This is a genomic window from Plantactinospora endophytica, from assembly GCF_016862915.1.
In the GTDB taxonomy this organism is placed as follows: Bacteria; Actinomycetota; Actinomycetes; order Mycobacteriales; family Micromonosporaceae; genus Plantactinospora; species Plantactinospora endophytica.
The window spans coordinates 41034-62933 of the sequence record NZ_BONW01000009.1; the positions used below are offsets into that span (position 1 = coordinate 41034).

Below are 21900 nucleotides of genomic sequence, written 5' to 3' on the forward strand. Positions count from 1 at the left end.
GCCGGGTACTGCGACGGTCGCGCGGCCCGGGCTCGCCCGGGCCGCGCGTCGTGCGGCTCCGGTCAGGCGCCGACGTAGTCCGCCAGGTGTTCGCCGGTGAGGGTGGAGCGGGCGGCGACGAGGTCGGCGGGCGTGCCCTCGAAGACGATCCGTCCACCGTCGTGGCCGGCACCGGGACCGAGGTCGATGATCCAGTCGGCGTGTGCCATCACCGCCTGGTGGTGCTCGATGACGACGACCGACTTGCCGGCGTCGACGAGCCGGTCCAGCAGGCCGAGCAGTTGCTCGACGTCGGCGAGGTGCAGGCCGGTGGTCGGCTCGTCGAGGACGTAGACGCCGCCCTTCTCGGCCATGTGGCTGGCCAGCTTGAGCCGCTGACGCTCGCCGCCGGACAGCGTGGTGAGCGGCTGGCCGAGACTGAGGTAGCCGAGTCCGACGTCGGCGAGTCGCCCGAGGATGGCGTTCGCGGCCGGGGTACGCGCCTCGCCGGTGCCGAAGAACTCCTCGGCCTCGGTCACCGACATCGCGAGTACCTCGCTGATGTCCCGACCGCCGAGGTGGTATTCCAGCACCGAGGCGTCGAACCGCCTGCCCTCGCACTCCTCGCAGGTGGTGGCGACGCTGGCCATCATCGCCAGGTCGGTGTAGACGACGCCGGAACCGTTGCAGTTGGGGCAGGCGCCCTCGGAGTTGGCGCTGAACAGCGCCGGCTTCACCCCGTTGGCCTTCGCGAACGCCTTGCGGATCGGGTCGAGCAGTCCGGTGTACGTCGCCGGGTTGCTCCGCCGCGAGCCACGGATCGCGCCCTGGTCGATCGAGACCACCCCCGCGCTGGCCGGGATCGACCCGTGCAGGAGCGAGCTCTTGCCGGAGCCGGCTACGCCGGTGACCACGCAGAGCACCCCGAGCGGGATGTCGACGTCGACGTCGCGCAGGTTGTTGGTGCTGGCGCCCCGGATCTCCAACGCGCCGGACGGCGTCCGTACCTTGTCCTTGAGGGTGGCCCGGTCGTCGAAATGCCGGCCGGTGACGGTGCCGCTGGCCCGCAGCCCGTCGACGGTACCCTCGAACATCACCTGGCCACCGGCGGTGCCGGCGCCGGGGCCGAGGTCGACGACGTGGTCCGCGATCGTGATCGTCTCCGGCTTGTGCTCGACGACCAGCACCGTGTTGCCCTTGTCGCGCAGCCGCAGCAGCAGGTTGTTCATCCGCTGGATGTCGTGCGGGTGCAGCCCGATGGTCGGCTCGTCGAACACGTAGGTCACGTCGGTGAGCGAGGAGCCGAGGTGGCGGATCATCTTGGTCCGCTGGGCCTCGCCGCCGGAGAGCGTGCCGGATGGCCGGTCGAGGGAGAGGTAGCCGAGCCCGATCTCCACGAACGAGTCGAGAGTGTCCCGCAGTGACGCGAGCAGCGGCGCGACCGACGGCTCGTCGAGGTTGCGTACCCATTCGGCGAGGTCGCTGATCTGCATCGCGCAGACGTCGGCGATGTTGACCCCGTTGATCTTCGACGATCGGGCCGCCTCGCTGAGCCGGCTGCCGCCGCATTCGGGGCAGGTGGTGAAGGTGACCGCCCGCTCCACGAACGCCCGGATGTGCGGCTGCATCGCCTCGGGGTCCTTGCTCAGGAAGGACTTCTGGATCTTGGGGATCAGCCCCTCGTAGGTGAGGTTGACGCCGTCGACCTTGACCTTCACCGGCTCCTTGTAGAGGAAGTCCTGCATCTCCTTCTTCGTGTACTTCCGGATCGGCTTGTCCGGGTCGACGAAGCCCGACTCGGCGTAGACCCGTACGGTCCAGAAGCTGTCCGACTTCCAGCCGGGGATGGTGAAGGCGCCTTCGGCGAGCGACTTGGAGTCGTCGTAGAGCTGGCTGAGGTCGATGTCGGAGACGTTGCCCCGGCCCTCGCAGCGGGTACACATGCCGCCGGTCCGGGTGAAGGTCTGCCGTACGGCCTTGGTCTTGCCCTCGCCGCGCTCGACCGTGATCGAGCCGCTGGCCCGTACCGAGGCGACGTTGAACGAGAACGCGGCGGGAGAGCCGACGTGCGGCTGCCCGAGCCGGCTGAACAGGATGCGCAGCATCGCGTGTGCGTCGGTGGCGGTGCCGACCGTGGAGCGGGGATCGGCACCCATCCGCTGCTGGTCGACGATGATCGCGGTGGTCAGCCCTTCGAGTACGTCGACCTCGGGCCGGGCCAGGGTCGGCATGAAGCCCTGGACGAAGGTGCTGTAGGTCTCGTTGATCAGCCGCTGCGACTCGGCAGCGATCGTGCCGAACACCAGTGAACTCTTGCCCGAGCCGGAGACGCCGGTGAAGACGGTCAGCAGCCGCTTCGGGATCTCGACGCTGACGTCCTTGAGGTTGTTCACGCGCGCGCCGTGTACCCGGATCAGATCGTGGCCGCCGGCGGCGGGCCGCGCGGGCGATCGGGTCTCCGTCCTCGTGGCCTTGCTCATCGTGTCTCCATCTGTGGCTCTGTCAGGATCGTGAGGTCTGCTGGCGCGTGCCGGATTTTCGGCGACGTGGCGAGCCTGCCGTGCCGCCGCTGTGCCACCTGGTGCGGCCGGCGGCTCGCCGCCACTGGCCTGCGCCGGTGTCCCGAACCCGGTTGCGGTGGTCGGGCTGCGGGCCGACGGGGGCACCGCGATCTGACCGGGGTTACCGCCTTGCGGGTGTTGCCCGCACCGATCACACCGCCCGCGTCCATGGCGGCCACGCTAGCCGTGGCTCGGCGGGCCTGGCTTCTCGAATCGTGATCGGTCCGGCCGGCTGTGTCGCGGCGCACGGTAGCCGTCACTCTCTGTCTTTGATCCGTCACACCGGCGCTGTCTCCTGGTCGGCATCCGGCCCGTTGAGCAGGGTGACGACCATTGGCTGGACCGGGGAGGCGTGGCAATGATGATCCGACGATGGTACGGCGCGGTGGCCTCCGTGGCCGCCCTGCTGGCGGCCGGGGCCGGAACGGTCCGGATCGCGTACGGGACCGCCGACCGCAACGACGACGAGCGGGACCGCTGGGGTGTGGTACGCGAGCGACTGACCGGCTACCAGGAAGATCCGCTGGCCATCTCGACCAGTGGCACCGGCCGGCTCAGCCTCGGGATCGACGAGGACGAGCAGGAACTGACCTACCAGCTCAGCTACGAGGGGCTGGAGGGCAACGTCACCCAGGCGCACGTCCACGTCGGCGGTCGGGCGCAGAGCGGCGGGATCAGCGCCTTCATCTGCACCAACCTCGGCAACGGACCGGCGGGTACCCAGGCGTGTCCGGCCGCACCGGCCACGGTCACCGGCACGATTCGACCGGTCGACGTGATCGGGCCGACGGCCCAGGGCATCACCGCCGGACAGTTCGACGAGCTGGTCGCGGCGGTACGGGCCGGTGCCACGTACGTCAACGTGCACAGTTCGCTCTATCCGGGCGGGGAGATCCGAGCACAGCTCGGACGCCACCGGCACTGAACCGTCACCCCACCGTCACCGCTCAAGCCTTCACCGCTCCGGAAGGGTCACCGCGTAAGCCTGCCCGGGACCGGGTGCGTTCGCCCGGAGCAGGTCCGTCCGGCGTCTGCCGGGAACGAGTCCACAAGCGACGGTGGTCCGTCCGGTGTGACCTCTGTCGATCCGGTGAAATCGACAGGCGTTGCCACGATGCTCTTGACGTGACGTTGCGCCGTGGTTAATGTCCGGTAACTTTGTGACCCGCGCCACAACCGAGAACCGGGGGTTCCCGGATGCTGCAGGTGCGCAATCTGGAGGTCGTCTACGACGACGTCATGCTGGTGCTGCGCGGGGTGAGCCTCGCCGTACCGCCGGGTGGGATCGTCGCGCTGCTCGGCGCGAACGGCGCCGGCAAGACCACCCTGCTCCGGGCGATCAGCGGCCTGCTCGACGTGCACGACGGTGCGGTCACCAAGGGCACCGTCACGCTCGACGGGCAGCCGATCCACCGGCTCCGGCCGGCCGCGGTGGTCCGCCGGGGCGTCTGTCAGGTGATGGAAGGCCGGCGGATCTTCGCCGAGCTGACCGTGGAGGAGAACCTGCGGCTCGGCGGCCACACCGCGTACCGGCAGATCCCCACCCGGCTGGAGCAGGTCTTCGGACTCTTCCCGGCGCTGGCCCGGCGTCGCCGGCACACCGCCGGCTATCTCTCCGGCGGCGAGCAGCAGATGCTCGCGATGGGCCGGGCACTGATGGCGCAGCCCCGCTACCTGCTGCTGGACGAGCCCAGCCTCGGCCTCGCCCCCCGACTGGTCGAGCAGGTCCGGGAACTGATCGTGGCGATCAACGCGACCGGCGCCGGAGTACTGCTGGTCGAGCAGAACGCCACCATGGCCCTCTCGCTGGCCACCCACGGCTACGTACTGGAGACCGGGCAGGTGGTGCTGGACAAGCCGGCCGAGCAGTTGCTGGCCGACGACGACATCCGGGAGTTCTATCTCGGCCTCGGCGCCACGGCCGGGGCTGGCCGGCGGTCGTTCCGAGAGGTCAAGCACTACCGACGGCGCAAGCGGTGGCTGTCGTGACGGCCGTGCCGGGACAGCCACCGGCGGACCCGGTCGAGACCGAACCGACGACGGCCGTCCCGGTCGGGCCGGAGTCGGCGAGGGCCGTCCCGGTCGAGGCCGACCCGATCCTGCGGTTCGAGGACGTCCGGCTGCACTTCGCCGGCGTACGGGCCATCGACGGGGTGACGTTCACGGTCGGCCGGCACGAACTCTTCGCCATCATCGGCCCGAACGGCTCGGGCAAGACCTCCATCTTCAACGTCCTCTCCGGGGTCTACCGGCCGCAGACCGGCCGGGTCGTCTTCGACGGGGTGGACCTGGTCGGCCGCCGCCCGCACACCATCGCGGGGCTGGGCATGGCCAGGACCTTCCAGAACGTCGAACTGTTCGGCAACCTCACCGTGCTGGACAACCTGCTGCTCGGCCGGCACAACCACATCGGCTACGGCCCGCTCGCCGCGATCGGCTGGCTGGGCCGGGCCCGTCGCGCCGAGATCGCCAACCGGGCGGCGGTCGAGGAGATCGTGGACTTCCTCGAACTGGAACGCTGGCGGCGGATGCCGGTCGGGCTGCTGCCGTACGGGGTGCAGAAGCGGGTCGAGTTGGGCCGGGCCCTGGCGATGGAACCCAAACTGCTGCTGCTGGACGAGCCGGTCGCCGGGATGAACCTGGAGGAGACCGAGGACATGGCCCGGTTCGTCCTCGACATCCGCGACGAGCTGGACATCCCGATCGTGCTGGTCGAACACGACATGGGTCTGGTGATGGACTTGGCCGACCGGGTGCTGGTGGTCGACTTCGGCCAGGTCGTCGCGACCGGCAGCCCGGCGGAGATCCCCCACCACCCGGACGTCGTGCGCGCCTACCTCGGCGGCGCACCGCCCGGCCCGGCCGAACAGGGCGGCCATCCCGGCGCGGGCGAACAGAGCGGCCATTCCGGCCCGGCCGAGCGCGGTGGTCTTCCCGGCGTGGCCGGCGACAGCGACCTTTCCGCGCCGGCCGGGGCGCAGGCCGTTCCCGCCCCGCGTGGTCCGTCGGCGCGCGGCGGCGACGACGCGCGACCGGGGGAGGCGACGTGACCGAGCCCTCCGCCGAGACCGTTCCACCCGAGATCCCGGCCGCCACCGAAGCAGCCGCGACCACCACCTCTTCGGCGGGAACGCCGGCCGGCGTCGGCCCGGCCGGCACGATCGCGGTACGCGTCCGCGACCGTGCCCTCGCCACCCCGGACGCGGTGGCGATGCGGGGCAAGGACCGGGGGATCTGGCAGGAGGTGACCTGGGCCGGCTACTGGGACACCGTGCAGACGGTGGCGCACGGGCTGCTGGCGCTCGGGGTGCAGCCCGGGGACCGGGTGGCGATCCACGCGGAGAACCGCCGGGAGTGGCTGATCGCCGACGTGGCGACGGTGGCGCTGCGGGCGATGACGGTCGGGCTCTATCCGACCAACCCGCCGCCGGAGGTCGGCTACCTGCTCTCGCACTCCGGGGCCCGGGTGCTGGTCGCCGAGGACCAGGAGCAGGTCGACAAGGCGCTGGAGGTGATCGACGACTGCCCGGACCTGGAGCGGATCGTCTACCTCGAACCGCGCGGCATCCGGCACCGCTACCGGCACCCCGCCCTGCTCGGCTGGGACGAACTGCTGGCCCTCGGCGCCGAGCACCGGGCCGCCGAGCCAGAGGCGGTGGCCGCCCGGATGGCGGCGGCGACCGCCGACGACGTCGCCACGCTGATCTACACCTCCGGCACCACCGGCCCGGCCAAGGGCGCGATGCTGACCGTCGCCAACGTGGACTTCGCGATCCGGGTACTGGTCGACGGTGGCGGGTTCACCGATCCGCCGCCCGGGCCGTCCGACCTGCTGCTGTCGTACCTGCCGTTGTGCCATGTGGCGGAACGGATCTTCACCACCTGGTTCAACGCCGGCGCCGGGGTGCAGGTCGCGTTCGCCGAGTCGATCGACACCGTGCAGGCGAACCTGCGCGAGGTGCAGCCGAGCATCCTGTTCGGGGTACCCCGGATCTGGGAGAAGATCCTCGCAGGCGTGACGATCCGGCTGGCCAACGCCTCGGCGGTCAAACGGTGGAACGCCCGGATCTGGCTCGGCGTCGCCGACCGGATCGCCGGCACCTTGGTCCGGAACGGCGGTCGGCACACCGCCGGCACCCGGCTGGCGTACGGGATCGGCTGGCTGTTCTGCTACCGCGCGCTGCGGGTGCGGATCGGGATGCGACGGGTCCGGTACGCCGCCTCCGGTGCTGCCCCGATCGCCCCGGACGTGCTGCGCTTCTTCATGGGCATCGGCGTGCCCATGCACGAGGTGTACGGGATGACCGAGAACACCGCCGTCGCCACCGGCAACCGGCCGGGCCGGGTCCGGCTCGGCACCGTCGGCGAACCGCACCCCGGGGTGGAGTTGCGGATCGACGAGCAGACCGGGGAGATCCTGACCCGGCACGGAGGTGTCTTCGCCGGCTACTACCGGGACCCGGCGGCGACCGAGGCCGCCGTCGACGCGGACGGGTGGCTGCGTACCGGCGACGTCGGCGAGTGGGTCGACGGCACGTACGTGCGGATCACCGACCGGGCCAAGGACATCATGATCACTGCCGGTGGCAAGAACGTCGCCCCGTCCGAGATCGAGAACGCGCTGAAGGCGTCGCCGTACGTCAAGGAGGCGATCCTGGTCGGCGACCGCCGGCCGTACCTGACCGCGCTGGTCGGGATCGAGTTGGAGACCGTGGGGGAGTGGGCGCAGCGGCGCGGGCTGGCGTACACGACCTACCGGGACCTGGCCGAGAAGCCCGAGGTCCGGGCCCTGGTCGAGACGCTGGTCGCGGCGGTGAACGCCGGACGCGCCCCGGTCGAGCAGGTCAAACGGTTCGCGCTGCTGCCCAAGGAACTCGACCACGACGACGGCGAGCTGACCGCCACCCAGAAGGTACGCCGGGCCGCCGTCGCGGATCGCTTCGCCGAGCTGATCGACGACCTGTACACCCGCCGGTCGGCGAGGTCCGGAGCAGGGGAAGTCGGGGCGATGGGCGGAGCGGCAGAGTCCGGGGCGCGGGCCGGAGCCGGGGAGCCCGGGGCGGGGGCGGCGGGATGACCGAGCTGGTCGAGAGCCTGCTGCGCGGCCTGGGCACCGGCAGCGTCTACGCCCTGCTCGCCCTCGGCTTCGTCATCGTCTACAAGGCGACCCGGGTGATCAGCTTCGCCCAGCCCGCCTTCATGCTGGCCGGCGCGGTACTCGTCACCTACCTGGCCGGGCCGCTCGGCTTCTGGGTGGCGGTGCCGGTCGCCGCCGTGCTCACCGCGGGGCTGGCGCTCGGGGTGGAACGGGTGGCGGTACGCCCGATGGTCGGTCGGCCGGCGTTCGTGGTCGCGATCATCACCCTCGGGGTGGACGTCGCCGTCCGGGTGGTGGTCAACGGATTCATCGGGCTGGACGTCCGGCACGTCGGTGACCCGTGGGGGCTGCGTACGGTGACGATTCCCGGTACCGGGATCGACCTGCAACAGCGGCACCTCGCCGCGCTGCTCGCCACCACCGTGCTGATCGGCGGGATGTTCGCCTTCTTCCGCTACACCCGGATGGGGCTGGCGATGCGGGCCGCCGCGTACGACCAGGAGGCAGCACTGGCCATGGGCGTCTCGGTCGGTGCCGTCTTCGCGCTGTCCTGGGGACTGGCCGGTGGGCTGGCGGCGGTGGCCGGCACCTTCGCCGCCGCCGGGGCGAGCGTCGACGCGGCGCTCTGGCTGATCGCGCTGACCGCCCTGCCGGTGATCATCCTGGGTGGACTCGACTCGCTGCCCGGCGCGGTGGTCGGCGGACTCGCCGTCGGAACGATCCAGGAACTCACCGCCACCTACCAGCAGCACGCGCCCTGGCTCGGCGGCAACGTCTCGGTGATCACCCCGTACGTGCTGATGCTGCTGGTCCTGCTGGTCCGCCCGTACGGGCTGTTCGGCACGAGGGAGGTGGAACGGGTGTGAACACCACCGGACGGCGTACCCGACTGCGCGGACGTCCCGACCTGCACACCTCGTACGCGCAGGAGTTGACCCTCTTCGACACCCGGGCCAAGCGGGTGGCGGTGGCCGGGCTGCTGGTCGTCGCGCTCGCGCTGCCCTTCCTGCTCACCGACGAGGTGCTGCAACTGCTGGCGGTCTGCTGCGTGGCGGCGATCGGGGCGATCGGGCTGGGACTGGTCACCGGGTACGCCGGGCAGGTCTCGCTGGGGCACGCGTTCTTCCTCGCCGTCGGCGCGTACACGGCGGCGGTGATCAGCGGCGACCCGGACGGCCGGGTGATCGGCTTCGGGATCACCAACATCGCGGTCTGGCTGCCCGCCGCCGGCCTGCTGGCCGGGCTGGCCGGGGTGCTCGTCGCCCCGCTCGCCACCCGGCTGCGGGGCCTCTACCTGGCGATCGTCACCCTCGGCCTGGTCTTCATCGGCCAGCACGTGTTCAGCGAGTGGTCGGCGTTGACCGGCGGGGCCGGGGTCGGCCGGCCGGCGGCCACCCTGGAGTTCTTCGGGCAGCCGATCGCCGCCACCGGCCCGCTCGGCACCCGGGACCAGAAGCTCTACTGGCTGATGCTGCTGCTCCTGCTCGGCTTCGCGCTCGCCGCCGCCAACCTGGCCCGCTCGAAGGTGGGGCGGGCGTTCACCGCGATCCGGGACCGCGACATCGCGGCCGGGGTGATCGGGGTGAACCTGGCCCGGTACAAGACGATCGCCTTCGCCGTCTCGTCGGCGTACGCCGGCTGCGCCGGCGCACTGCTCTACACGATCACCGGATTCTTCGACCCGAGCTCGTTCAGCCTGCTGCTGTCGGTGCAGTACATCGCGATGGTGCTGATCGGCGGTGCGGGCACCATCTCCGGCGCGATCGCCGGGGCGTTCTTCATCACCCTGCTGCCCCGGTTCACCCGGGAGTTGCAGGCGTGGGTGCCGTTCCTCAGCGCCCAGCCGAACGAGGTGCCGAACGTCTTCCAGGTGGAGACGATCCTCTACGGCGTACTCCTGATCGTCTTCCTCATCTTCGAGCCCCGGGGCCTGTTCGGGATCTGGGTACGGGTCCGCAACTACTGGAAGGCCTGGCCGTTCTCCTACTGACCGCCGTCGTCGAACCGACCACAGCGTTCTCCTGTCGAGCTGCTCCAACGGACTGTGAGGTAGCCATGGGAAGGAACAGACCGTCCGGCACCGGGCCGCGCCGGATCGCCGCCGCGACCGTCGCCCTGCTGCTCTGCGCCGCGACCACCGCCTGTCGCGGCGGGGACACCGAGACCGACGCGTCCGGGGTGAAGACCGACGTCGGCGTCACCGCCGAGCCGTGCCCGGAGGCGGTGGACCGGAACAAGGGATGCATCTACCTCGGCATCATCTCCGACCTGACCGAGGGACCGTTCCGGGCGCTGGCGGTGCCGATCACCGACGCGCAGAAGGCGTTCTGGAAGCGGGTGAACACCGCCGGCGGGATCGGGAACTACGAGGTCGACGTGACCCGGTGGATCCGGGACAACAAGTACAACCCGCAGACGCACAACCAGGTGTACCAGGAGATGAAGCCGAACGTGCTGGCCCTGGCCCAGACCCTCGGCTCGCCGACCACCGCCGCCATCCTGGCCGACATGAAGGCCAGCAGCGTGGTCGCGGCGCCGGCCGCCTGGACCTCGGCGTACGCCTTCGAGGACGTGATCGTCGAGTCCGGCGCCAACTACTGCCTGGAGTCGATGAACGCGCTCGACTACGCCAGGCAGGCGCACGGCGTGAAGTCGGTACTGGCGGTGCACCTGGCCGGTGACTACGGCGACGACGCGGCGGCCGGCGCCAAGCTCGCCGCACAGTCCCTCGGGATGACCTTCAACGCGGTGAAGACCGACTCGGGCGCGGACAAGCAGGCCGGCGCGATCCAGGCGATCCTCACCGGCCGCCCCGACCTGGTGATCCTGACCATGGGACCGGCCGACGCGGCGGCGATCGTGGGCCAGGCCGCAGCACGGGGCTTCACCGGCCGGTTCATCGGCACCAGTCCGACCTGGAACCCGGCGCTGTTGCAGAGCGCCGCCGCACCGGCCCTGCTGGCCCGCTACGAGCAGACCGCGCCGTGGGACACCTACAGCGCCGACACCCCGGGCCACCAGGCGCTGCGCCAGGCACTGGGTCAGATCACCCCGAACGACGGCTACACCTCGGGCTGGGTGTGGTCGTACCCGCTGAAGGCCGCGCTGACCAAGGCGGCGGCCGACGGTGACCTGACCCGGGCCGGGCTGCTGAAAGCGGTCAAGTCGCTGTCCACCGTGGACTACGAGGGGATGCTGCCGAGCGGCGCCGGCAACTATGCCGCCGGTCCGAACGACGGCGCCGTCCGGGTCACCGCGGTGTACCGGCCGGACCGGGCCGCCCCGACCGGGGTGATCCAGGTCCGGCCGTTGACCGCCGGGCCGACCGCCACGGGGTACGACCTGGACCGGCCCTGTTACGAGAAGCTCTGACCGACGCGGCGCCGACCCCGCCGTAGGGGCCGGGATCGAGCGGGCCGCGGTCGGCCGGTCAACGGGCCAGCCGGTCGACCGCGGCCACCACCGCGCCGGCACCGTCCTCGGTGGACAGTCGGTCGGCGAGCCGGCGGGACCGGTGCCGGAAGTCCGGTCCGGCCACCGCCGCCCGGATGGCGTCGGCCAGCCGGGCTTCGTCGAGCCGGCGGAACGGCAGCACCGCCGGGCCGACCCCGAGGGCGGCCAGCCGGGCGGCCCAGAACGGCTGGTCGGCGAGGATCGGCACCGGTACGGCCGGCACCCCGGCCCGAAGCCCGGCGGCGGTGGTGCCGCAACCGGCGTGGTGCACCAGCGCGGCCATCCGGGGAAAGAGCCAGTCGTGCGGTACGTCCCCGACGGTGAACACGTCCGGCTCCCGGAGCCCGCCCGCCCCGGCACCTGCACCCGCCGGCCCCCGGAGCACTGCGGCCTCGGCACCCTCCGGTCCCTGGAACACCCCGGCACCGGCACCGTCCTCGCCCGGGACCGCCCCGGCACCGGCACCGTCGAGCCCTTGGAGCACGCCGCGTACCCCGGCCCGGCGCAGTGCGCCGACGACCAGACGGTGCAGCCCGTTCCCGGTGTCGGCGAGGCTGCCGAAACCGACGTAGACCGGCGGCGGGCCGGCGGCGAGGAAGTCGACCAGGTCGGCGGGTGGCCGCCACCCGGCATCCGTCAGCGGCCACCAGTAGCCGACCACGTCCAGCCCCGCCGGCCAGTCCGGCGGCCGGGGCAGCACCGTCGGGCTGAACCCGTGCTGGACCGCCCAGCCGTCGGCCGTCGCCCGGCGTTGCAGGCTGCCGAGCCCGACCGGCGGCAGTCCGAGCAGGTCGCGCAGCCGGCGGGAGGCGTCGGCGTACACCCGGTCGGCGAGGAGCCGGCCGAGTCGACCGGCGAGCCGGTTTCCCCACCGGCCCAGCGACCGCACACCGAGCACGACCGGCGGGAACGCCCCGGTGGGCGAGGTCGGCTGGAGGAAGACCCCGAGGCTCGGGATGCGGTGGTACTGCGCCACCGAGTACCCCAGCGGCGCGGTCGTGCTGGACAGCAACAGTACGTCGGTGCCCGCCCCGGCGGCGGTGGCGATGCCGGTGCCGAGGTCGCCGACGAACCGGCCGCCGAGCCGGACGAAGTCGACCAGCCCCGGGGCGCCCGGTACGGGCCAGGACCGGTGCCGCCCGGCGGTGGCGGCGCGGAGCGCGGACAGGTCACCGGCGATCGGCCGGAACTCCAGGCCGGCCCCGGAGACCAGGTCGGCGTACGGGCCCGGGGCGGCGACCGCCACCCGGTGACCGGCGTCCCGCAGCCGGGCACCGAGCCCGGTGTACGGCGCGACGTCACCGAGGGAGCCGGCGGTGACGATCAGGACCCGCATGGCGACCTCCCGGTGGGCCGGGGACATCGACCGGCGGCACGCGGTCACTGCTCTGGGTGCGGCACCGGCTGCCGCCCGACGCGTCGGCCGCCCGTCGCGGGGTATCCGGAGTCTCGCGGGGTATCCGGAGTCTACGGCCCGACCGGCGCCGGCAGCGGTTCTTCGCCCGGACCCGACGCCTCCGGCGTGCGGAAGTGGCGTCGGTAGGGCTCCGCTGCCGCGCTCCGGAAGCCGGTACGCCCTTTCGAGGATTCTTCGCACCTCCTGCGGGTAGATGGCCGGATGACGTTCAGATCCGGGCGGTACGAGGCGAACCGCAAGGAGGCGTCCGAGCCGCCCGTCGGCGGCGTCGGCGGACGGCGCCCGCGCGTGATGATCATCTACGCCAGTGCGGGAGCCGGCCACGACGGCGCGAGCCGGGAACTCGCCGGCCGGCTGCGTGAACGCGGCCTCCAGGCGGACTGCGTGGACCTGGCCGACATCTTCCCGTGGGGACTGGGCCGGCTGCTCCGGGGCACCTACCACGGGATGCTGAGCCGGCTGCCGTGGATCTACGGACTGCTCTTCGCGATCGGCGGGAACTTCAGCCGGGCCGCCCCGATCACCCGGGCACTGCTGCGGCCGGTCTGGCCCCGGGTGCTGCGGATGCTGCCCCCGGACACCAGGGCGGTGGTGTCGACGTACCCGGTTGTCAGCCAGATCGTCGGGCCGCTGCGCCGGGAGGGGCGGCTCGCCGTACCGGTGATCACCTATCTGACCGACTTCGCGGTGAACCCGATCTGGGTGTCGCCCGGCATCGACGTGCACTGCGCCGCGCACCGCACCACCCGGGCCGAGGCCCGGGCGCTCGGTGCCGGCGAGGTCCGGGTGGCCGGCCGGCTGGTCGCGGCCGGCTTCCGTCCCGGGTCGGCGGAGGAGAAACGCCGTGCCCGGGAGCGCCTCGGCCTGCCCGTGGACGCCCGGCTGGCCCTGCTGGTCGCCGGGTCCTGGGGGGTCGGCGCGGTGGCCCGGACGGCGGCCGAGATCGCGCGTACCGGGGTGGCCGTCCCGGTGGTGGTCTGCGGCCGGAACGAGGCGCTGTTCCGCCGGCTGACCCGGCGGCGCACCGGCCACGTCTTCGGCTGGGTCGAGGACATGCCGGAACTGCTGCGCGCCGCCGACGTCCTGGTGGAGAACGCCGGCGGGCTCACCGCGCTGGAGGCGATGGCCTGCGGCCTGCCGGTCGCCACCTACCGGCCGATCCCCGGGCACGGCCGGGCGAACGCCGCGACCATGGCCCGGGCCGGGGTGGCGACCTGGGTACGCCACTCCGCCGAGCTGGGCCCGACGCTGGTCCAGCTCGCCGACGGTACGCCCGGCCAGCGGCAGCGCGCCGCCGGGCTGGCCCTGTTCGAGACGGATCCGGCGGCGGTGGTCGCCGACGTGGCCCGGGGCGGCCCGCTGGCCGAACCGGGTACCGGGCTGCCGATCGGGGGTTGGCAGCCGTCCACACCGGTCGACGACGCGGTGGCTGATCCGGAGGTGCCCGCCGAGGTGCCGGCGGGGGTGGCCGCCGCGCCGGCCCGCCGGACGCTGACCCGGTGGGTGGGACTGCGCGCGGGGGTCGCCAAGCTTCGGATCGGTGCCGACCAGCCCCGGACCGACGGTACGCACCCGGTGAACCGTCCGGACCGGCAAGGCTGAGGTGGCGGCTCGACATCGCGCCGCCCGTACCCTCGTGCGGGCGGTGGCCGGGCGGCCCGGCACCGGCCCGATTCGGCTCGTCGCTCGTTCTGTTCGGCTCGTCGCTCGTCCGGCGCGACCCGGCATCGGTTCGGCGCGGCCGGGTGCCGGTCCGGTGCGGCGGATCCGGCCCGGAGGTGCCGTCCGGTGAACGGCATCGCCATCCTGCTCGGACTGGCCTCGGCCGCCTGCTTCGCGGTCAGTTCGGTACTGGAACAGCACGCCGCCAAACAGGAACGGCCGACCCGGACCATCGACCCGCGACTGCTGATCCGGCTGCTGCACCGGCGGCTGTGGCTGCTCGGCTGGCTGCCCGACGCACTCGGCACCTTCCTCCAGGCGCTGGCGCTGCGCTTCGGCGCGCTCGCCCTGGTCGAACCGCTGCTGGTGAGCGGGCTCTTCATGGCGATCCCGCTGGAGGCCGCGATCGAGCGGCGCCGGCCGCACCGCCGGGACATGCTGGTGGTGGTGGTCGGGGTCATCGGGCTCACCGGATTCCTGCTCGCCGCCAACCCGCGCGGCGGGGTGCAGGAACCGAAGACGTGGGCCTGGATCGGCGTCGGCGCCGTGATCGGGGCGCTGGTCACGGTCTGCCTGCTGGTCGCCTGGCGTACCCAGGACGCGACCCGGGGACTGATGCTGGGCATCGCCACCGGACTGCTCTACTCGGTGGCCGCCGCCCTGGTCAAGAGCGTCATCGAGAAGCTGCCGGACCACCCGGTGCAGGTGTTCACGGACTGGCACCTCTACGCCCTGATCGTGGTCGGGGGCACCGCACTGGTGCTGAACCAGAACGCCTTCCAGGGCGGCCCGATCGCCGCCCCGCTGACCGCGATCGCCCTGCTCGACCCGTTCGCCAGCGTGCTGATCGGGGTCTTCGCCTTCGAGGAGAGACTGTCGCTGGACGGGTGGCGGCTGGTGGCCGGCCTGGTCGCCGTGGCAGCGATGAGTACCGGCATCTTCATGGCCCGACGTACCCGGTCAAGCTGACACGCCGGAGGCCGTTCCGTCGATCCTTACGGTCGGTTGGTCCGACCGGCGGGTACGGCGCGACGGCTGATCGAACACGCCGAGAGGAATTCGGCAGGCCGCACCGCCGAGCGTGGGAAGTTGGGTACGCTCGGTGAAGATTACTTAGCGCGAGCGATGGGTTACTTCCAATCCGGCGCGGCGGTCTGGCTCGGCTCCGCTGAGCCGGCTGGACGTCGCGAGAGGCGGCAGCGTGCTTGATCTGACCGACGACGCTCCCGACCATCCGTCAACGGATCGGCCGGGTGGGCGCCGGCAGCCGGACACCGTACTGGCCGGCGAGAACTTTCCGGTCGCGCTGCGTGTCCTGCCGTCCCGGATCCGCCGGCACCTGCTCGCCCTCTACTGGTACGCCCGGCACGTCGACGACCTCGGCGACGAGCCGGACCGGAGCGGCCGGAACGAGACGCCGGCCGTCCGGCTCGCCGCGCTGGACCGGTTCGACGCGGAGGTGCGCGCGCTCTACCACGGCCGGCTGCCCCGGCACCCGGTGCTGGTCAAGCTGGCACCCACCGTGGTCGACTGCCGGTTGCCGATCGACCCGCTGCTCCGGCTGATCGAGGCGAACCGGCGCGACCAGACGGTGTCGCGCTATCCGACCTTCGGTGCCCTGGTCGACTACTGCCACCTCTCCGCCGATCCCGTCGGCGAACTGGTGCTGCACGTCTTCGGCGCCGCGTCGCCGGACCGGATCCGGCTCTCCGACCGGATCTGTACGGCGTTGCAGGTCGTCGAGCACCTCCAGGACGTCGCCGAGGACCGGCGCCGGGGTCGGATCTACCTGCCGACCGAGGACCTCGCCGCGGCCGGGGTACCCGAAGAGGACCTCGACGCGCCCCGGGCCGGCGAGCGGCTGCGTACGGTTGTCCGGCGCCAGGCGCAGCGGGCGGCCGACCTGCTCGACGCCGGTGCACCCCTGCTCGGCGACCTGCGCGGCTGGGCCAGGATCGCCGTCGGTGGCTACGTCGCCGGTGGCCGGGCGGCGCTCACCGCACTGGCCCGGGCCGGATACGACCCGCTGCCCGGACCGCCCAAGCCGACCCGGGCCGGGATCGCCGCCGCCTGGGTCAGGTCGTACCGGACGTCCCGGGCCGCCCCGCACCCGAGCGGAGCGCGGGGATGACCGCCGACGCGGGGCTGGAACGCGCCTACCGCGAATGTGCCCGGGTGACCCGCAGCCAGGCCCGCAACTTCTCGTACGGCATCCGCCTGCTCCGCCCCGACCGGCGCGCCGCCCTCTGCGCGGTGTACGCCGTCGCCCGGCGCATCGACGACATCGGCGACGGCGACCTGCCCGCCGCGACCAAGCTGGCCCGGCTCGACCAGATCCGGGCGGCGCTGCACCGGCTGCCGGCGGCGGGCGACGATCCGGTGCTGGTCGCACTCGCCGACGCCGCCGCCCGGCTGCCGATCCCGATGGACGCCTTCGACGAGCTGGTCGACGGCTGCGTGGCGGACGTCCGGGGTGCCCGGTACGAGACCTTCGAGGAACTGGTCGGCTACTGCCGCTGCGTGGCCGGGTCGATCGGGCGGCTCTCGCTCGGCGTCTTCGCGCTCCGGCCGTCGGTGGATCGGGCGGCGGCGGCCGAACTCGCCGACACCCTCGGCATCGCGCTGCAACTGACCAACATCCTGCGGGACGTCGTGGAGGACCGGGCCGCCGGCCGGATCTACCTGCCCCGCCGGGACCTGGAACGGTTCGGCTGCACCCTGGACCTCGGCCCGGACGGCGGGCTCACCGACGCACCGGACCGGCTGGCCGCGCTGGTGCGCTGGCAGGCGCACCGGGCCGAGCGTTACTACCAGACCGGGCTGCGGCTGCTGCCGCTGCTCGACCGGCGCAGCGCCGCCTGCGTCGCCGCGATGGCCGGTATCTACCACCGGCTGCTGTCCCGGATGGTCGCCGACCCGTTGGCGGTGACCCGGCACCGGGTCTCGTTGCCCGGCTGGGAGAAGGCGTACGTCGCGGCGCGGGCGATGACCCGGAGCGCACCGTGACCGACGGAGGTGTCTGCGTGGTCGGCGGTGGGTTGGCCGGCATCGCCTCGGCGGTGCGGCTGCTCGACGCCGGACACCGGGTGACCCTGCTGGAGGCCCGTCCGGCACTCGGCGGGGCCACCTACTCGTTCCGGCGCGGCGACCTCACCGTGGACACCGGGCAGCACGTCTTCCTCCGCTGCTACCAGGAATACCGCGACCTGCTCGCCCGGCTCGGCAGCACCGACCGGGCCGCCGTGCAGAACGGGTTCTCGGTGCCGATCGTCCGGGTCGGCGGACCGCCGCACGTGCTGGCCCGCAACCGCCGGCTGCCGGCCCCGGCCCACCTGCTGCCGGCGCTGCTGAACTACCGCCCGCTGCGGGTCGGGCAACGGCTGGCGGCGGTCCGGGCCGCCGCGGCGCTGCGCCGGGTCGAGCCGGACGACCCGGCCGCCGACCGGGTCAGCTTCGGCGCCTGGCTCGCCGCGCACGGGCAGGACGAGCCGACCGTGACCCGGCTCTGGGAACTGATCTGCACCGCCGCGCTGAACGCCCCGCCGGAACGGGCCTCGCTGGCGCTGGCCGCCCGGGTCTTCCGGACCGGGCTGCTCGACCGGGCCGACGCCGCCGACCTCGGCCGGCCGACCGCACCACTGGCCGAACTGCACGGTGCGCCGGCCGCCGTACTGCTGCGGCAGCGTGGGGCGACGGTCCGCACCGGGGTACGCGTCCAGCAGATCCGTACCGACCAGGGGCGATACCAGGTTTCCGGCGACGGTGTCGAGTTGACGGCCGACGCGGTGGTACTAGCGGTGCCGCATCCGCAGGCGGCCAGGCTGGTGCCGGCCGAGGCCGCTCCGGACCGGGCGCGCTGGGCCCGGCTGGGTGCCGCGCCGATCGTCAACGTGCACGTGCACTACCAGCAGCGGGTCACCGAGTTGGAGTTCGCCGCCGGGCTGGACACGCCGGTGCAGTGGGTCTTCGACCGGACTCCGGCCGGCGGCTCCGGCCAGTACCTGGTGGTCTCCATCTCCGCCGCCGAGCAGGTGTTGGGCATCCGGGCGAGCGAGCTGGTCCGGACCTACCTCGGCGCGCTGGGCGAACTCTTCCCGGCGGCCCGGCAGGCCCGGGTCCGGGACGCGTTCGTGACCCGCGAACCACGGGCGACGTTTCGGCAGGGGCCGGGTACCCGCAGCGCCCGCCCGCCGGCCCGGACCCGCTCGCCCGGACTGGCCCTGGCCGGCGCGTGGACCGACACCGGCTGGCCGGACACGATGGAGGGCGCGGTACGCAGCGGCCACCGGGCCGCCGACGTGGTACTCGCCCACCTCGGGTCGGCGGCGCCGGCCGACGGAGGCACCGGCAGGACCGAGCGCAGCGTGGGCATCGAGCGGCTCGGTCGTCCACGTCGTGGTGACGACGAGCGCAGCGAGGAGACGACATGACGGTGATGCTGCCCAGCGTTCTCGCCCAGGTGGACGAACTCGTCCAGCCCGAGATCCGGGCGGCGCTGGATCGGATCGACGGGCGTACCCGACTGGTCGCCGGCTACCAGTTGGGCTACTGGGACGCCGACGGCGAGCCCGTCGGACGGGGCGGCAAGGGGCTGCGTCCGGCACTGGCGCTGCTCTCCGCCCAGGCCGCCGGTCAGCCGGTACGCCGGGGACTGCCGGCGGCGGTCGCGGTGGAACTGGTGCACAACTTCTCGCTGCTGCACGACGACGTCATCGACGGTGACCTGGAGCGTCGGCACCGGCCGACGGCCTGGGCGGCGTTCGGCGTGGGGCCGGCGATCCTGGCCGGCGACGCCCTGCTCAGCCTCGCCGACGAGGTGCTGGCCGAGGACTCCGAACTGGACGTACGCGGCGGGCTGGCGACCCTGCACACGGCGATCCGCCGGCTGATCGCCGGGCAGGCGGCCGACGTGGCGTTCGAGTCCCGCCCGGACGTCTCCCTCGACGAGTGCCTGGGGATGGCCCGGGACAAGACGGCGGCGCTGCTGTCCTGTTCGGCGACGCTCGGCGCGGTGCTCTGCGGCGCCCCGGCGGCGCTGGTCGACGGCCTGGCCCGGTACGGCGAACGGCTCGGCCTGGCCTTCCAGCTCGTCGACGACCTGCTCGGCATCTGGGGCGAGCCGGCGGTCACCGGCAAGCCGGTGCTGTCCGACCTGCGGGCCCGGAAGAAGTCGGTACCGGTGGTCCGGGCGCTCACCTCGGGCGGTCCGGCCGGCGCGCAGCTCGCCGAGCTGTACGCCCGCCCCGGCGAACTCTCCGCCGCCGACCTGGGCCTGGCCGCCGAGCTGATCGAGGAGACCGGCGCCCGGGACTGGACCGAGAAGCAGGCCGACCGGCTGCTCACCGAGGCGCTGGCCGAGTTGGACCAGTTGGGCGAGCCCGGGGTGGCGGTCGAACGCTCCGACGTGCACGCCGACCTGGTGGCGATCGCACACTTCATGACGGGGCGGGACCACTGATGGGTTCGACGGTCTCCACCAGCGGTGGAAGTCCGGCCGGCGGCACGGCGGACGCCGCGCCGACCGAGCCGCGTGGCGGCGTCCGCACCGGCACCACGGAGGTCGGGACGGGCACCCGAGCCGGTGGGACGGGCACCCGGGACCGTGGGACGGGCGGCCGACACGGTGGGACGAACACCGGCGACGGTGGACAGGACGCCCCGGACACCGCCGAGGCGGCGCTGGGCCGGGCCCGGGACCTGCTGCTGTCCCGACAGGAGCAGGGCGGCTGGTGGCAGGGCGAGCTGGAGACCAACGTCACGATGGAGGCCGAGGACCTGCTGCTGCGGGAGTTCCTGGGCATCCGTACCGAGGTGGAGACCGAGCCGACGGCCCGGTGGATCCGGTCGAAGCAGGGCGCGGACGGCGCCTGGGCGACCTTCCACGGCGGGCCCGGGGACCTCTCCACCACCATCGAGGCGTACGCGGCACTGCGGCTGGCCGGCGACCTGCCGGAGGCCGAGCACATGTGCCGGGCGCGGGAGTTCGTCCTCGCGGGCGGCGGTATCGAGCGGAGCCGGGTCTTCACCCGCCTCTGGCTGGCGCTGTTCGGCGAGTGGCCGTGGCAGCGGCTGCCGGCGATCCCGCCCGAGATGGTGCTGCTGCCGTCGTGGTTTCCGCTCAACGTCTACGACTTCGCCTGCTGGGCCCGGCAGACCATCGTGCCACTGTCGGTGGTACGCGCGCTGCGCCCGGTACGCCCGCTCGGCTTCTCGCTCGGCGAACTGCGTACCGGACTGGCGCCGGAGTCGGCGACGCCGGGTCGCAAGGCGCGCTGGATGCACCGCCTCGACGGGGCGCTACGCGGCTACGAGCGCCGCCCGATCGGCCCGGTACGCCGCAACGCGCTGCGCCGCGCAGCAGAGTGGATCATCGCCCGGCAGGAGGCCGACGGATCCTGGGGCGGCATCCAGCCACCGTGGGTGTACTCGCTGATCGCGCTGCACCTGCTCGGTTATCCGCTCTCCCATCCGGTGCTGCGCAGCGGGCTGGCCGGGCTGGAGCGGTTCACCGTCCGGGAGGAGACCCCGGACGGCCCGGTACGCCGGCTGGAGGCGTGCCAGTCCCCGGTCTGGGACACCGCACTGGCGATGGTGGCGCTAGCCGACGCCGGGGTACCGGCCGACCATCCGGCACTGACCACCGCCGCCGACTGGCTGCTGGCCGAGGAGATCCGGGTCCCCGGCGACTGGTCGGTCCGCCGGCCCCGGCTCGCTCCCGGCGGCTGGGCGTTCGAGTTCGACAACGATCTCTACCCGGACACCGACGACACCGCCGAGGTACTGCTGGCGCTGCGCCGGGCCGGCGCGCATCCGGCGCTGCGGCCGGCGATGGAACGTGGCGTCGGCTGGCTGCTGGGCATGCAGTCCGCCGACGGCGGGTGGGCCGCGTTCGACGCCGACAACACCCGGGCGATCGCCCGGGACCTGCCGTTCTGCGACTTCGGCGAGGTGATCGACCCGCCCAGCGCCGATGTCACCGCGCACGTGGTGGAGGCGCTCTGCGCGGAGGGCCTGGCCGGCTCGATCCCGGTCCGCCGGGGCGTGGCGTGGCTGCTGCGCCACCAGGAGGCGGACGGTTCCTGGTTCGGCCGCTGGGGGGCCAACCACGTCTACGGAACCGGCGCGGTCGTGCCGGCGCTGGTCGCCGCCGGGGTACGCCGGGACGACCCGAGGATCATCCGGGCGGTCTGCTGGCTGCACCGGCGGCAGAACGCCGACGGCGGCTGGGGCGAGGACATGCGCTCGTACCGCGATCCGGCCTGGCGCGGGCAGGGCGACTCCACCGCCTCGCAGACGGCGTGGGCGCTGCTGGCCCTGCACGCCGCCCGCTCCGACGACACGGCGTCGGTCCGGCGCGGGGTGGACTGGCTGGTGCGTACCCAGCGCCCGGACGGGGGTTGGGACGAACCGCAGTTCACCGGTACCGGCTTTCCCGGCGACTTCTACATCAACTACCACCTCTACCGCCTGGTGTTCCCGGTCAGCGCCCTCGGCCGACTGCTGCACGACCCGGAGCACGCCGGTGGGTCGGAGGAGCATGCCGAAGGGCTGCTGTACGACCAGGCGCACGCCGGTGGGTCGGAGAACGCCGAGGCTTTGCTGCACGACCCGGAGCACGTTGGTGGGTCGGAGCACACCGAAGGGCTGTCCCGCGACCCGGAGCACGCCGGTCGGGTGTCGCGTGACCCGGGAGGGTCGAGTTGAGCGTCGGGAACTGGGTGCTGTTCGCA

At 73.1% G+C, this 21900-nt stretch carries 16 protein-coding genes; 14 read left to right on the forward strand and 2 right to left on the reverse strand.

Annotated elements, in window-relative coordinates; genetic code table 11:
• Nucleotides 1-62 precede the first annotated feature (62 nt).
• Entirely contained in the window at nt 63-2459 is a 2397-nt protein-coding gene (locus Pen02_RS10780; RefSeq protein ID WP_203865826.1) for an ATP-binding cassette domain-containing protein, read from the reverse strand.
• Nucleotides 2460-2898: 439 nt separating this feature from the next.
• On the opposite strand from Pen02_RS10780, the gene Pen02_RS10785 reads away from it, so the two are divergent.
• From Pen02_RS10785 to Pen02_RS10815, 7 genes are all read left to right on the forward strand, one after another.
• Nucleotides 2899-3465 (forward strand): CHRD domain-containing protein, encoded by a 567-nt coding sequence (locus Pen02_RS10785; protein ID WP_203865827.1) that lies wholly within the window; start codon nt 2899-2901, stop codon nt 3463-3465.
• A 272-nt stretch (nt 3466-3737) separates the two neighbouring features.
• Nucleotides 3738-4529: an ABC transporter ATP-binding protein gene (locus tag Pen02_RS10790; protein WP_203865828.1), complete on the forward strand. Its 792-nt coding sequence runs from the start codon at nt 3738-3740 to the stop codon at nt 4527-4529.
• Complete coding sequence (locus Pen02_RS10795; RefSeq protein WP_239140457.1) at nt 4517-5590, forward strand: ABC transporter ATP-binding protein; 1074 nt, start codon at nt 4517-4519, stop codon at nt 5588-5590. Before Pen02_RS10790 ends, Pen02_RS10795 begins: the two co-directional genes overlap by 13 nt.
• A complete protein-coding gene (locus tag Pen02_RS10800; RefSeq protein WP_239140458.1) occupies nt 5587-7617 on the forward strand; it encodes an AMP-dependent synthetase/ligase in 2031 nt (676 codons plus the stop codon). The genes Pen02_RS10795 and Pen02_RS10800 overlap by 4 nt, the downstream gene beginning before the upstream one ends.
• A complete protein-coding gene (locus Pen02_RS10805; RefSeq protein ID WP_203865829.1) occupies nt 7614-8504 on the forward strand; it encodes a branched-chain amino acid ABC transporter permease in 891 nt (296 codons plus the stop codon). The genes Pen02_RS10800 and Pen02_RS10805 overlap by 4 nt, the downstream gene beginning before the upstream one ends.
• Complete coding sequence (locus Pen02_RS10810) at nt 8501-9628, forward strand: branched-chain amino acid ABC transporter permease (protein WP_239140459.1); 1128 nt, start codon at nt 8501-8503, stop codon at nt 9626-9628. The genes Pen02_RS10805 and Pen02_RS10810 overlap by 4 nt, the downstream gene beginning before the upstream one ends.
• Nucleotides 9629-9693: 65 nt before the next feature.
• Nucleotides 9694-11010 (forward strand): ABC transporter substrate-binding protein, encoded by a 1317-nt coding sequence (locus Pen02_RS10815; RefSeq protein ID WP_203865830.1) that lies wholly within the window; start codon nt 9694-9696, stop codon nt 11008-11010.
• Nucleotides 11011-11068: 58 nt separating this feature from the next.
• Here Pen02_RS10815 and Pen02_RS10820 read toward each other — a convergent pair whose 3' ends face one another.
• Complete coding sequence (locus tag Pen02_RS10820) at nt 11069-12427, reverse strand: glycosyltransferase (RefSeq protein ID WP_203865831.1); 1359 nt, start codon at nt 12425-12427, stop codon at nt 11069-11071.
• Between the two features lie 282 nt (nt 12428-12709).
• On the opposite strand from Pen02_RS10820, the gene Pen02_RS10825 reads away from it, so the two are divergent.
• The 7 genes from Pen02_RS10825 to shc all read left to right on the forward strand — a co-directional run bounded on the left by Pen02_RS10825 (nt 12710) and on the right by shc (nt 21874).
• Nucleotides 12710-14110: a glycosyltransferase gene (locus Pen02_RS10825; protein WP_203865832.1), complete on the forward strand. Its 1401-nt coding sequence runs from the start codon at nt 12710-12712 to the stop codon at nt 14108-14110.
• Nucleotides 14111-14296: 186 nt separating this feature from the next.
• Nucleotides 14297-15139, forward strand: coding sequence for a DMT family transporter (locus Pen02_RS10830; RefSeq protein WP_203865833.1), 843 nt, complete (start codon nt 14297-14299; stop codon nt 15137-15139).
• Nucleotides 15140-15371: 232 nt separating this feature from the next.
• Nucleotides 15372-16301: a squalene synthase HpnC gene (gene hpnC, locus Pen02_RS10835; RefSeq protein ID WP_203865834.1), complete on the forward strand. Its 930-nt coding sequence runs from the start codon at nt 15372-15374 to the stop codon at nt 16299-16301.
• Nucleotides 16298-17176, forward strand: a complete 879-nt coding sequence (hpnD, locus tag Pen02_RS10840) for a presqualene diphosphate synthase HpnD (protein ID WP_203865835.1) — start codon at nt 16298-16300, stop codon at nt 17174-17176. Before hpnC ends, hpnD begins: the two co-directional genes overlap by 4 nt.
• Nucleotides 17173-18600 carry a hydroxysqualene dehydroxylase HpnE gene (gene hpnE / locus Pen02_RS10845; RefSeq protein ID WP_203865836.1) on the forward strand — a complete coding sequence of 476 codons (1428 nt, stop codon included), beginning with the start codon at nt 17173-17175 and terminating at the stop codon, nt 18598-18600. The genes hpnD and hpnE overlap by 4 nt, the downstream gene beginning before the upstream one ends.
• Nucleotides 18597-19628, forward strand: a complete 1032-nt coding sequence (locus tag Pen02_RS10850) for a polyprenyl synthetase family protein (RefSeq protein ID WP_203865837.1) — start codon at nt 18597-18599, stop codon at nt 19626-19628. Before hpnE ends, Pen02_RS10850 begins: the two co-directional genes overlap by 4 nt.
• Complete coding sequence (gene shc, locus Pen02_RS10855) at nt 19628-21874, forward strand: squalene--hopene cyclase (protein WP_203865838.1); 2247 nt, start codon at nt 19628-19630, stop codon at nt 21872-21874. Before Pen02_RS10850 ends, shc begins: the two co-directional genes overlap by 1 nt.
• Nucleotides 21875-21900: the final 26 nt, after the last annotated feature.